At 68.3% G+C, this 12,590-nt stretch carries 11 protein-coding genes; 6 read left to right on the top strand and 5 right to left on the bottom strand.

Annotated elements, in window-relative coordinates:
* Positions 1-3: 3 nt before the first annotated feature.
* The 3 genes from ACV7NN_RS17540 to hisS all read right to left on the bottom strand — a co-directional run bounded on the left by ACV7NN_RS17540 (position 4) and on the right by hisS (position 3,456).
* Positions 4-534, bottom strand: a complete 531-nt coding sequence (locus tag ACV7NN_RS17540) for an FtsB family cell division protein (protein WP_463350842.1) — start codon at positions 532-534, stop codon at positions 4-6.
* 249 nt (positions 535-783) lie between these two features.
* Entirely contained in the window at positions 784-2,064 is a 1,281-nt protein-coding gene (eno, locus tag ACV7NN_RS17535; RefSeq protein ID WP_463350841.1) for a phosphopyruvate hydratase, read from the bottom strand.
* 99 nt (positions 2,065-2,163) lie between these two features.
* Entirely contained in the window at positions 2,164-3,456 is a 1,293-nt protein-coding gene (gene hisS, locus ACV7NN_RS17530) for a histidine--tRNA ligase (protein WP_463350840.1), read from the bottom strand.
* Between the two features lie 37 nt (positions 3,457-3,493).
* Between hisS and ACV7NN_RS17525 the strand changes: the two genes are divergently transcribed.
* Positions 3,494-4,240 carry an epoxide hydrolase family protein gene (locus ACV7NN_RS17525; RefSeq protein WP_463350839.1) on the top strand — a complete coding sequence of 249 codons (747 nt, stop codon included), beginning with the start codon at positions 3,494-3,496 and terminating at the stop codon, positions 4,238-4,240.
* A gap of 51 nt (positions 4,241-4,291) precedes the next feature.
* Positions 4,292-4,621, top strand: coding sequence for an alpha/beta fold hydrolase (locus tag ACV7NN_RS17520; RefSeq protein WP_463350838.1), 330 nt, complete (start codon positions 4,292-4,294; stop codon positions 4,619-4,621).
* Positions 4,622-4,881: 260 nt separating this feature from the next.
* On the opposite strand, the gene ACV7NN_RS17515 is transcribed toward ACV7NN_RS17520, so the two are convergent.
* The gene (locus tag ACV7NN_RS17515; protein ID WP_463350837.1) at positions 4,882-5,604 is read right to left on the bottom strand and encodes a nucleoside triphosphate pyrophosphohydrolase; all 723 of its coding nucleotides are present in this window, start codon (positions 5,602-5,604) and stop codon (positions 4,882-4,884) included.
* Between the two features lie 70 nt (positions 5,605-5,674).
* Here ACV7NN_RS17515 and ACV7NN_RS17510 point away from each other — a divergent pair, with 70 nt between their 5' ends.
* The 4 genes from ACV7NN_RS17510 (at position 5,675) to ACV7NN_RS17495 (ending at position 8,842) form a co-directional block, all read left to right on the top strand.
* Positions 5,675-6,037: a VOC family protein gene (locus tag ACV7NN_RS17510; protein WP_463350836.1), complete on the top strand. Its 363-nt coding sequence runs from the start codon at positions 5,675-5,677 to the stop codon at positions 6,035-6,037.
* Positions 6,034-7,191 carry a Na+/H+ antiporter NhaA gene (nhaA, locus tag ACV7NN_RS17505; protein ID WP_463350835.1) on the top strand — a complete coding sequence of 386 codons (1,158 nt, stop codon included), beginning with the start codon at positions 6,034-6,036 and terminating at the stop codon, positions 7,189-7,191. The genes ACV7NN_RS17510 and nhaA overlap by 4 nt, the downstream gene beginning before the upstream one ends.
* 80 nt (positions 7,192-7,271) lie before the next feature.
* Positions 7,272-7,694, top strand: a complete 423-nt coding sequence (locus tag ACV7NN_RS17500; protein WP_463350834.1) for a GntR family transcriptional regulator — start codon at positions 7,272-7,274, stop codon at positions 7,692-7,694.
* Positions 7,691-8,842 carry a DUF1648 domain-containing protein gene (locus ACV7NN_RS17495; RefSeq protein WP_463350833.1) on the top strand — a complete coding sequence of 384 codons (1,152 nt, stop codon included), beginning with the start codon at positions 7,691-7,693 and terminating at the stop codon, positions 8,840-8,842. The genes ACV7NN_RS17500 and ACV7NN_RS17495 overlap by 4 nt, the downstream gene beginning before the upstream one ends.
* A 75-nt stretch (positions 8,843-8,917) precedes the next feature.
* Here the strand turns inward: ACV7NN_RS17495 and mfd are convergent, their stop codons facing one another.
* Entirely contained in the window at positions 8,918-12,550 is a 3,633-nt protein-coding gene (mfd, locus tag ACV7NN_RS17490) for a transcription-repair coupling factor (RefSeq protein ID WP_463350832.1), read from the bottom strand.
* Between the last annotated feature and the right edge of the window lie 40 nt (positions 12,551-12,590).

The raw sequence follows: 12,590 nt of genomic DNA, 5'->3' as shown, positions 1-12,590 counted from the left end.
GCGTTACTTGCCTGGTGTCGGAGTGGGAGTGGCTGCCGGTGTCCCGCCGCTCCCGGAAAGCTGTGCGGGCGTCGCGTCGCTCAGCCCGGCCGTCATGAACGAGCCGAACAACGAGCCTACCCAATCGGTCTTCGTCGCCTGGATCTTGGTGCTGACCGGTCCTTGCTCCCTGGCCTTCGCGGCGGGCGGCCGGTCGTCGATCACGAGGTAGCTGACCTCGCCGGGCATGACGTAGTAGAGCCGGTCGCGGGCCTGGGCGCGGATGTAGCTGGGATCATTCCACCGCGCTCGCTGCGATTTGAGGTCGCTGACCTGCGATTTCAGCTGGTCGACGGTGGCCTGCTGGTCGGCGATCTGCTGGCGCTGCTCGATGAGCGAGCGCAACGTCGGCGCAAGGATGACGACCGCGACGATCAGGAGCCCCATCATCACGAGGGAGAATCCCGAGAAGCGGATGCCCCTCAGCCAGCTGCCCGCGCCGGACTGCCCTGCCGACATCGCGACGGGCACGCGGCGGGTGCGGGGCTTGGCCACATGACCTCCAAAGCGTGCGGCACTCTCGTGCCGGGCAACAAGCTGCTGCCGAATCATTATCGGCGACCCGGGCTGAATTTCGGATGCGCGTGCGGCGCGCGCCACGAAGCCGGCCGGGATCCCCTCGAGTTGACAGCTGTTGTCGTCTCCAGGTCCCGTACAACAGCAACAAGTGCCAAGTCGGCAACCCGTCCGCATGGGCGCACACGAAGGGCCCCCGTCTTCCGACGAGGGCCCTTGCGTGAAGCGCTACGCCGTGAAGCGCGGGAACGCGCTGCGGCCGGCGTAGACGGCTGCCTCGCCCAGCTCCTCTTCGATGCGGAGCAACTGGTTGTACTTGGCGACGCGCTCGGAGCGGGCCGGCGCGCCCGTCTTGATCTGGCCGGAGTCGGTCGCGACCGCGAGGTCGGCGATCGTCGTGTCCTCGGTCTCACCGGAGCGGTGCGAGAGCACGGCGGTCATGCCGTTGCGCTGGGCCAGGGCCACAGCATCCAGCGTCTCGGTCAGCGTGCCGATCTGGTTCACCTTGACGAGGATGCTGTTGGCCGCGTGCGCGGCGATGCCCTGGGCGAGACGCTTCGGGTTGGTGACGAAGAGGTCGTCGCCGACGAGCTGCAGCTTCGAGCCGATCTCTGAGTTGAGGAGCGTCCAGCCCTCCCAGTCGTCCTCGGCGAGCGGGTCCTCGATGGAGACCAGCGGGTAGTTGGCGGCGAGCGTCGCATAGTAGCTCGACATCTCGGCCGCGGTGCGGTCCTGGCCTTCGAAGCGGTAGACGCCGTTCTCGAAGAACTCGGTGGATGCGACGTCGAGACCGAGAGCGATGTCGGTGCCGACTGTGAACCCGGCGAGCTGGATCGCCTCCGAGATCAGGTCGAGCGCGGCGACATTGTGCTCGAGCTCCGGAGCGAAACCGCCCTCGTCGCCGAGACCGGTGTTGAGCCCCTTTTTCTTGAGGAGCGACTTGAGCGAGTGGTAGGTCTCGACGCCCCAGCGGAGTGCCTCGGAGAAGCTCTCTGCACCGATGGGCAGGACCATGAACTCCTGGATGTCGACACCGGTGTCTGCGTGCGCGCCACCGTTGATGATGTTCATCATGGGCACCGGCAGCGTGTGCGCGTTCGGGCCGCCGAGGTAGCGGAAGAGGGGAAGGTCGGCGGAGTCGGCCGCGGCCTTCGCGACGGCCAGGCTGACGCCGAGGATCGCGTTGGCGCCGAGACGCTTCTTGTTGTCGGTTCCGTCGAGTTCGATCATCGCCGAGTCGACGAGGCGCTGGTCCGCTGCCTCGAAGCCTTCGATCGCCGGGCCGATCTCGTCGAGCACGGCGTCGACCGCCTTGAGCACGCCCTTGCCCAGGTAGCGGTCCTTGTCTCCGTCGCGAAGCTCGTACGCCTCGAATGCGCCGGTCGATGCGCCGGACGGCACTGCTGCACGGCTGACCGTGCCATCTTCGAGCAGGATCTCGACCTCAACGGTCGGGTTTCCACGCGAATCCAGAATCTCGCGAGCGCCTACAGCCTCGATTTGAGCCACAACTGTCTCCTTGTTTCACGGTGTGGTGGGGGTGGGTGAAATCTCCGTTGATCCGCTGGCCAGTCTAGTGACCTCGCGGAACGCCCTCGCGGGCGCGGGCTACGCGAGCGGCTTGAACTCGAGTGCCGCGACACCGTCGGTGTCGTCGGTCACGAAGGCGAAGGATGCGAACCCTGCCGCCGCCGACCGGTCGAGCAGCGCCTTCAGGTTCTTGGTCCGCCGCTCCAGGCGCACGCGCCGTCCCGCTGCGACGAGTTCGGTCTTGAGCGTGAGGAGACGGGACAGCGCGACGGTCGGATCGAAGACGAGGACGACCGCATCCGCCCCGTCCTCCTCAGGGAGCTCGATGAGGTCGACGACCCGCTCGAACCCGATCGAGAACCCGCACGCCGGCACCTCGGTGCCGAGGAAACGCCCGATCATCCCGTCGTAGCGACCACCGCCGCCGACGGAACTGCCCGACCCGGGGTGCGAGATCTCGAAGATGGTGCCGGTGTAGTAGCCCATTCCGCGCACGAGCGTCGGGTCGAAGCGCAGCTTCACGCCGGGCGGCAGCGAGCTGAGCGCGTGCGCGAGCGCTTCGAGTTGCGCCACCGCGTCGGTGTCGATCCCATCGGGAAGGATGGAGGTGATGGCCTCGACCGTCAGCTCCACTCCCCCGTCGGCGAGGTGCGGCTCGAGCGTCTCCAATACGCCGCCGAGCACCGCGGCCGAGTCCGCGCCGTTGTCGCTCAGCTCGGCGACGACGCCGTCGGCGCCGATCTTGTCCAGCTTGTCGATCGAGATCAGCACCTGGGGCCACCGCGATTCCTCGAACCCGCAGAATTCGAGGAGCCCGTTCAGGATGCGGCGGTCATTGATGCGGATGGTGCAGCCTTCGAGACCCAGGGCTTCGAGGGCGGCGGCGGTCGCCGTGATCAGCTCGACCTCCGCGAGCTGGCCGGCCTCGCCGATGATGTCGATGTCGCACTGCACGAACTGGCGGTAGCGGCCCTTCTGCGGACGCTCCGCCCGCCACACGGGCGCGATCTGGATCGCGCGGAACACCGGCGGCAGTTCGGCGCGGTGGGTCGCATAGAACCGGGCGAGCGGGACGGTGAGGTCGAACCGCAGGCCCAGGTCGGCCAGGCTCGTCACATCGCCGTGCTCGATCGCGGCCGTGAGGTCCTCGGTGTCGAGTCCACGGCGCAGCACGCTGAATGCGAGCTTCTCGTTGTCACCGCCGAGGCCCGAGTGGAGCCGTGCGACATCTTCGACGACCGGCGTCTCGATCTCGTCGAACCCGTGGGCGGCGAAGCTCTTCCGGATGACCCCGAGGGCGTGCTCGCGGCGCGCCTTGTCAGCGGGAAGGAAGTCGCGCATGCCACGGGGCGGAGTGATCGGAGAAGCCATGGTGACGATTCTTCCATGGGCGGGTACGGTGGCTGCGATGACAATCGAACCGTTCCGCATCCACGTGTCCGACGATGTGCTCGACGACCTGCGGGGCCGACTCGAGAGGACGCACTACGTCCCGCCACTCGGACACGCACCGTGGGAGGGAGGGATGGATCCCGCGGCCCTTCGCGAGCTCGTCGCGACATGGGCCGCGTTCGACTGGCGCGCGATCGAGGACCGGCTGAACGCGTACGAGCAGTTCGTCGCCGAGGTGCGCGGTCATCGCATCCACTTCGTCCGCATCCCCGCCGCCGGTTCCGCGGACCTGCGGGTGCCGCTGCTCCTGCTCCACGGCTGGCCGAGTGCGTTCACCGAGTACCTTCCGCTGGGCGACAGGCTCGCCAACCCGGCGGCGTCCGGTTCGGATGCGCGCATCGCCTTCGACGTCATCATCCCGTCGCTGCCCGGCTTCGTGTTCTCCGAGCTCGGCGACCGCCCCCTCACCCGCCGGGAGATCGCCGAAGACCTGCACGAACTCATGACGGGCGTGCTCGGCTACGACCGGTATGCGGCGTTCGGCGGCGACATCGGCGGCGGCGCGGCGACCTGGCTGGGCGTCGACCACGCCGACCGGCTCATCGGCATCCAGCTCCTGAATGCTCCGTTCCCGTCCGACGGAGAGGCCACGAGCGAGGAGGAGCGCGTCTTCCTCGAGGCGGTCGACCGCTACGACCGGGCGGACGGCGGATACAGCGAGATCATGCTGACGCGCCCGGACACCATCGCCGCCGCCCTGTGAGACTCCCCCGCCGGCCTGCTCGCCTGGATCGCCGACAAATGGCACGACTGGGTGGATGGCGAACTCGATCGGGTGATCGATGCGGAGGTGCTGCTGACGATCGCCACGCTCTACTGGGCGACCGACAGCATCGGAACCTCCTTCGCGCAGTACTTCGACTACCCGGCCAATCCGCCCCGCCCACCGATCGAGGCGCCCGTCGGCGTCTACCTGAGCCGGGAGCCGGTGATGGACGGATTTCCGCGCTCGCTCGCGGAGCGGGCGGCGAACGATGTGCGCGAATTCGTCGTCGCACCGCGTGGCGGCCATTTCGCCGGGATCGAGCATCCGGAAGACGCCGCGGACGCCATCCGCGCGTTCTTCAGCCGCCTGCTCGGATGAGCGCAATTCGTCTCGCGCGCCAGCCGAACCGGTCGTAAAATACCCGTGTTGCCACCCTGATGGCCGGACCCGTCCGGCTTCGGTGGTGTCCCAGAGGACCTGGCATGAGTCGCATCCGTACCCGACCACGGGCGGTGCTCGCTGTCAGACACAGGACGACGACACGGTCGCCGGACACCAGGAGTGCGTTCCGCTCTCACCCGAATGGTCGAGGGTGCCCACCCGGCGGTCGCGTCGTCGGCCATCACCGACCCGGTCGGTCAGGCCTCCGGCAGGGGCAGGCCGATGATCCCGGCGTCCGCGACCCCGGCCTCGTGCTCGCGGATCTCCTCCTGAAGCCCGCGCAGCGTCGTCCTCAGAGCGCGCTCCGCATCCAGCCCGTTCGACTTCGCGGAGGCGACGATCGCGAGCAGCAGTGCGCCCAGCTCATCCTCCGACCCGACGTTCACACCGCCCGCGCCCTCGAGCTCGAGAAGGCCGACCTTCTCGGCGCGTCCGAGGAGCTTGTCGGCGAGCGCCAGGGAGGGCATCGCCTGGGGGATGCCGTCGAGCACGCTGGTGCGGCCGGGCTTCTCGCGTCGTTTGAGGTCCTCCCAGAACTCCATCACCGCATCCGGTGTCTCGGCGACGCGGTCACCGAAGACGTGCGGGTGGCGTCCTACCATCTTCGCCGTCATCTGCGCCGCGACGTCCTGGATGTCGAAATCCTCGCCGGGGGTGTGCGCGGCGATGTCGGCGTGGAACAACACCTGGTAGAGCACGTCGCCCAGCTCTTCGAGCATGTCGTCGCGATCGCCCGTCTCGATCGCCTCGATGAGCTCGTAGGTCTCCTCGATCAGGTACTGCACCAGCGACTCGTGCGTCTGGTCGGCATCCCACGGACACCCGCCCGGCCCGCGGAGCCTGGTCATCACCGCGACCAGTTCGTCGAGTTCCGTCGGCACCCCGGTCGCTGCGGAGGATGAGAAGCTGAGGTCGGTCATGAGCCCTCCAATACGTGCATTGCCATCCTCTCACCGTCGGCCGGGAACCCCGGACGACTAGCCTGATCTCATGGGAACCCGCATCGCACGAATCACCGTTTCGGTGGAAGAACTCGCCCGTGCCCTCGAGCTCTACGAAGGCGTGCTCGGCCTCACCCGGCGCTACGCCGTCGAGGGCCTGGTGATGCTCGCCACGGACAACGAACCCGTCGGCAGCGCCGTGGAGGTCCTGCTGCACGAACGCATCCCCACGTCCGGCGACGCCGGAGTAGCCCCCAGCTTCGTGGTGGCGGACGTGGATGCGGCTACGGCGGCCGCCGTGGAGGCCGGCGCCACGCTGGTGGACGAGCCCGCGGACCAGGAGTGGGGAGAACGACAGTCGGTCATCAGGGACGCCGACGGTCACGTCCTCTGCCTGGTCGCCCCGCTGTGAGCCTCATCCGCTCGGAGCGGACAGCGGCCGGGCTGCTTCTCGGCGCTGCGGCTCTCGGGCTGCTGCTCGCCAACACCGCCGTCGGGCCCACGCTCGCCGACCTGCAGCACACCAAGCTCGGCTGGCCGGGCACCCAGCTCACCGTCGGTCACTGGATCAGCGACGGCCTCCTCGCGATCTTCTTCTTCATCGTGGCCGTCGAGCTGAAGCACGAACTCGTCGTCGGCGAGCTCAACAGCCTGCAGAAAGCCATCCACCCCGCCATCGCAGCCATCGGCGGCGTCGTCGTGCCCGCCGGCGTCTACCTGCTGATCGCTGGATCGAGCGGGTACGGACAGGGATGGCCGATCCCGACCGCGACGGACATCGCCTTCGCGCTCGGCGTGCTCGCCGTCTTCGGGCGGGGTCTCCCGAACCGGCTTCGCGTGTTCCTCCTGGCTCTCGCCGTGCTCGACGACCTGATCGCGATCCTCATCATCGCGGTGTTCTTCACCACGAACCCGAACCTCGTCGAACTTCTGCTCGCCGCAGTGACAGTCGCGCTGTTCGGGCTGCTCAGCCGCTACCTGCGTGGCCCGATGCGGATTCCGATCGGCGTCCTGATGGTGCTGCTGGCCTGCCTGAGCTGGTGGCTCGTGCAGGACTCGGGCGTGCACGCCACGATCGCCGGCGTGGCACTGGGGCTGGTCATGGCCCGCCGGCCGGCCGGCCGCGTCACACATCATCTCGAACCCTGGTCGAACGGGCTCATCCTCCCGCTCTTCGCTTTCTCCGCGGCCTTGGTGCCGATCCCCCAGGTCGCCCCCTCGCAGCTCGCGCCGGCGTTCTGGGGCATCCTCATCGCCCTTCCTGTCGGCAAGCTGATCGGGATCACCCTGGGCGGCTGGCTGGGCTCGTTCACCAAACGGGGTGCGGATCGCCGGAAGATCTCGTTGGCGGGGCTGCTGATGATCTCGGCGCTGGGCGGCATCGGCTTCACCGTGTCGCTGCTCATGAACGAACTCGCGTTCGCGGCCCACCCGGAAGTACGCGATGAAGGGACCATCGCGGTGCTGCTCGGGTCCGGCATCTCGATCGTCGTCGCGTCGCTGCTCGTGAGCCGCCTGGCCCGTCGGTACCGGCGCGAGCATCCGCACCCCTCCCCTGCCAGCTGACGTCCGCCGCTCCGTCGGTAGTGTCTGTGTATCTGTACCATCTGTTATAGTACAGATGGAGCAGATAGGAGGACCATGCCGTGCAGATAGAGATCGATCCACAGGTGGCCACACCCATCTACCAGCAGATCCGGGATCGCGTCGTCGAAGCGGTCGCCCGGGGCGAGCTGACGGCCGGCGAGCAGCTGGCCTCGGTCAGGCAGCTGGCGGTGGACTTCGGCATCAACGTCGCCACGGTCGCCAAGGCCTACGACCTGCTGCGCAATGAAGGCATCATCCGCACCAACCACAAGTCCGGCTCCGTGATCGCTCGCGGTCCAGGTAGCGAGCCGGCCGACGAGAAGTTCATCGGCGAATGGTCCGCTCGGCTCGCGACCCTCCTCGCCGAAGCCGTCGCGCAAGGACTCGCCGACGACGACATCGTCGGGCGCAGCACCGCCATCGTCGAAGACTTCACCCTGCAGCGGTCGCTCGCAGAACAACCGGAAGGCCCACGCTCATGAACTGGATCGTGACCATCGTCATCCTGCTGATCGTCGTCCTGGTCGGCGCGATGCTCTTTGTCATGCCGTCACTGACGCGACCGACGATCCCGCTCGGGGTCAGCATCCCGAGCACCCGCGTCGGCGATCCGGTCGTTCGTCGGGCTGTGCGCCTCTACCGCGTCGGAGTTGCAGCCGTCACGGCGTTCTCCGTCGTCATGAGCGTTCTCGGTGCGGTGCTCACACCCTTGGTCGGAGCGCTGCTCCCCATCGTCGCCCTGCTCGTCGGAACGCTCCTCGTGTACGTCTTGAGCCGGCAGATCATCCAGCGCGCGAAGCGCGACGGCGGCTGGTACGACGAGGTGCCGGTGCGGCTGACCGCCACCATCACCACGGCGGACCGGCCGCGTGTGGCACCCGCGATCGGCTGGTATGTGGCCGGCATCGTCGTTCTCATGGCCGCCGTCATCATCGGCGCGGCCCTCTACGACAGCCTGCCCGATCCGCTTCCCGTGCACTGGAACGCCGGCGGTGTGCCCGACCGGTTCGCGGCGAAGGACCTCTGGTCGGTGTTCGGGCCGATCCTGCTGGGGATCGGCCTCGTGGCGTTCATGTTCGTCCTGGCCGTCTTCCTGCCGAGGTGGCCGACGCGAGCCAGTGCATCCGACTCCCCCGAGGTGTCCGCGCGGGTGGCGCTCGCGCAGGGACAGCTCATGCAGGGGCTGCTCGGCCAGATCGCCTTCCTGATCGCACTCGAGTTCGCGTGCGTCGCCGTCGTCGGATGGCTGGCCCCTGTCTCGCCGACCGTGGTCGTCGTCTCGACGCTCACCATCCCTGTGCTGATTTTCGGGGTGGTCGCACTCTTCATCGGGCGCTACCTCCACGCGACGGCGGCTTCGCGTGCCGGTTCGCCTGTCGCGGCGGGCGCGTCGGCGCGCGCGATCGGGACGGGGACCTCGCCCACCGCAGAAGCTCCCGACGACGACCGGTTTTGGAAGGCCGGTTCGGTATACGTCAACCGAGCCGATCCAGCCCTTTTTGTTCCCAAGCGGTTCGGTGTGGGCTGGACGGTGAACCTCGGCAACCCGGTGGGGATCACCATTGCGGTGATCCTTCTCGTGCTCGTCGTGGGCACGATCGTGGTCGGCGTCGCGGCGGGGTCGCATTAGGCGCTCGTGCCCACCTTCTGAACACGCGCACAGGGTGCGCCGTGTGCACGGGTTCAGAACCTGTGCGCTGCGGACTCAGTTCGCCGACGCGGCGGCCGCCGCGGGTGCGGCCGGCTCCGGCACCGGGAAGATCGCCCCGAGGAGCGTGGCGACCCAGTCGATCAGGTCGGCATCATCGGGCGCCTCGCCGTTCACACGCAGCAGCGGGACAGTGACGACCTTGGGCGCCGCGTGGTACTTCGACCCCGGATACATCCGCTGGAGCCGCACCTGCAGGGAATCGGGAAGGATTGCGGGCGCGATGCGCAGGTTGGAGCCCATCGCGACGACCTCGCCGAGTCCGGCACGCTGCGCTGCGCGACGGAGCCGCGACACCGCGATGAGGTTCTGCACCTGCAGGGGCGGTTCGCCGTACCGGTCGACGAGCTCCTCGAGCACCATGCCGATCTGGTCGTCCTTGACCGCCGGCGAGCTCGCCGTCGACAGCTTCTGGTAGGCCTCGAGGCGCAGCCGCTCGCTGTCCACATAGTCTTCGGGGATGTGGGCGTCGACCGGCAGTTCGAGGCGCAGCTCGGTCTGCCCCTCCGCGACCTCGCCGCGGAAGGTGCTGACGGCCTCGCCGATCATCCGCAGGTAGAGGTCGAACCCGACGCCGGCGATGTGACCGGACTGCTCGCCGCCGAGCAGGTTGCCGGCGCCGCGGATCTCGAGGTCTTTCAGTGCGACCTGCATGCCGCTCCCGAGATCGTTGTTCGCCGCGATGGTCGACAAGCGGTCGTGGGCGGTCTCGGTCAGCGGCTTGTTCTCGTCCCAGAGGAAGTACGCGTAGGCCCGCTCGCGGCCTCGGCCGACGCGGCCGCGCAACTGGTGCAGCTGGCTCAGCCCGTATTTGTCCGCCCGGTCGATGATGATCGTGTTCGCGTTGGCGATGTCCAGCCCGGTCTCGATGATGGTGGTGGAGACGAGCACGTCGAACTTGCGCTCCCAGAAGTCGACCACGACCTGCTCGAGGACGTGCTCGGGGAGCTGCCCGTGGGCGACGGCGATGCGCGCTTCGGGCACGAGTTCCGCCAGTTTCGCCGCGGCCCGCGAAATGCTCCCGACGCGGTTGTGGACGAAGAACACCTGGCCTTCCCGGAGAAGCTCGCGCCGGATGGCGGCGGCCACTTGGCGCTCCGAGTACGGCCCGACGAAGGTGAGGATCGGGTGACGGTCTTCCGGCGGCGTGGCGAGCGTCGACATCTCGCGGATGCCGGTGACCGCCATCTCGAGCGTCCGCGGGATGGGCGTCGCACTCATCGCCAGGATGTCGACGTTCGTCTTCAGCTTCTTGAGCGCATCCTTGTGCTCGACACCGAACCGCTGCTCCTCGTCGATGATCACGAGCCCGAGGTCTTTGACCGTGACGCCGTCGGCGAGCAGGCGGTGCGTTCCGATGACGACGTCGACCGTGCCGTCGGCGAGCCCGCGCAGCGTCTCGGCGGCCTCCCGATCCGTCTGGAACCGGCTGAGCGCGCGCAGGTGGATGGGGAACCCGGCGAACCGTTCCTGGAAGGTCTCGAAATGCTGGCGGACGAGGAGCGTCGTCGGCACGAGCATCACGACCTGCTTGCCGTCCTGGACGGCCTTGAACGCCGCACGCACGGCGATCTCGGTCTTGCCGAAGCCGACGTCGCCCGAGATGAGCCGGTCCATCGGGATCGGCCGTTCCATGTCGGCTTTGACCTCGTCGATCGTCTGCAGCTGGTCGGGGGTCTCCGCGAACGGGAACGCCTCCTCCAGCTCGCGCTGCCAGGGCGTGTCGGGCCCGAACGCGTGGCCCTTGCTCGCCATGCGCGCCGAGTAGAGCTTGACCAGTTCGACGGCGATGTCGCGCACCGCCTTGCGTGCACGGCCCTTCGCTGCCGACCAGTCGCTGCCGCCCATCTTGCTGAGCGCCGGGGCCTCCCCGCCGACGTAGCGGGTCAGCAGGTCGAGCTGGTCCGTCGGCACGTAGAGCTTGTCGCCGGGGTAACCGCGTTTGGATGGCGCGTATTCGAGCACCAGGTATTCGCGCTTCGACTTCACCGCATTGCGCCCGCCGCTGGAGACTTCGCGCTGCGTGAGTTCGACGAACCGGCCGATGCCGTGCGTCTGGTGCACGACGTAGTCGCCCGGTTTCAGCTGCAGTGGATCGACCACGTTCTTGCGGCGGGTCGCGAGCTTCTTCACCTGGCGCGAGTCGTATCCGGCGGTCCTGCCGTAGAACTCGCTCTCGCTCATCAGCACGAGCTTCGCTTCTTCGAGCTCGAAGCCGTGCTCGACGGCCGCCTTCAGCAGGTACGCGACCCCCGGCTCCGGGTCGGCCGGGTACTCCTCCACCAGTCGCGCAGGCAGCTCCTGCTCGGCGAGGACGTCGGCGGCGCGCTCGACGAGACCGGCGCCCTCGGCGACGACGGCCACTTTCCACCCGGCGCGGAGCCGCTCGGCGACATGCTCGATGGCGCCGTTGACGTTGCCCTGGAAGCTCGGCACGGCCTCGGCGTCGATGCGAACCGTGAGGTACTCCTCGACGTCGCGCTGTTCGGGCAGCAGCTCGCCCGCGTTGAAATTGCTGAAGGTCCACCAGGGGTGATCGGGTGAGCGCTCACCGGGCGCGGAGAACTGCACGCTCTGGCGCAGCCTCTCGAGCGTCATGAAGTCGCCCGCGGCGAGGTCGATCGGTGCGGCGGCGCCGACCGTCGCGGCACTCCACGCGGCCGAGAGGAACTCCCGGTTCGTCTCGGCGAGGCTGATGGCGCGGCCGGCCACCCGCTCGGGTGAGAGCACGGCGACGGCGGCACCGTCCGGCAGGTAGTGGGTGACCGGCACGAGGCGGTCCACGAGAGCGGGAGCCAGCGACTCCATCCCCTCGACCGGGATTCCTTCGGCGATCTTCGCCAGCATCCCTGCGAGGCTCGGGAACTCGTGTTCCATCTCCCGCGCCCGCTGGCGCACGGAGTCGCTGAGGAGGAGCTCGCGGCTCGGCGGGAGGGTCACGGATGCGATCGCATCGGGAAGCGAGCGCTGGTCTGCCACCGAGAACGGCCGGATCTGCTCGACCTCGTCGCCGAAGAAATCCACCCGGTACGGATGCTCGGCTGTCGCCGGGAACACGTCGAGAATGCCACCGCGGACAGCGAATTCACCGCGCCGTGTCACCATGTCGACACGCGAGTAGGCCAGGTCGACCAGCTGCACGGCGAGCGCGCCCAGGTCGAAGCCCCGGCCGGCGGCCGCCAGTTCGATCGGCTCGTAGTCGGTGAGGTTGTCGGCCACCGGCTGCAACGCAGCCCGCACGGATGCGACGACGATGATCGGCGTCGACCGGTCGCCACCCTGCCAGTCGGCGAGGCGACGAAGTGCCAGCAGACGTTTGCCCACGATCTCGGCGCTCGGGCTCAGACGCTCGTGCGGCAGCGTCTCCCACGCCGGGAATTCGATGATCTCCGCGTTCGGCACCACACTGGCCAGTGCACTGCGGACGGACTCGGATTCGCGGCCTGTCGCCGTGATCACGAGCAGCGCCTGGGGCAGTCCCGACTGCGCCCGCCGGTCGAGGAGCCCGGCCAGCAGCGGCGCACGGAGTCCGTCGGTCAGGGAGAAGTCGGCGTTGCGCGACGCGAAAACAAGGGCGTCATCGAACGTGGAGGCGCGCGAAAGCGCTGCGATTAAGCCCTGGAGGATCACCGGACAAGTCTACGGAGTACCACCGACGTATCGACCGGAC

It is taken from the genome of Leifsonia sp. Ger2509, from assembly GCF_055231915.1.
The sequence above is the reverse complement of the archived record's forward strand: the minus strand, read 5'-3'. Positions and strand labels throughout refer to the sequence as shown.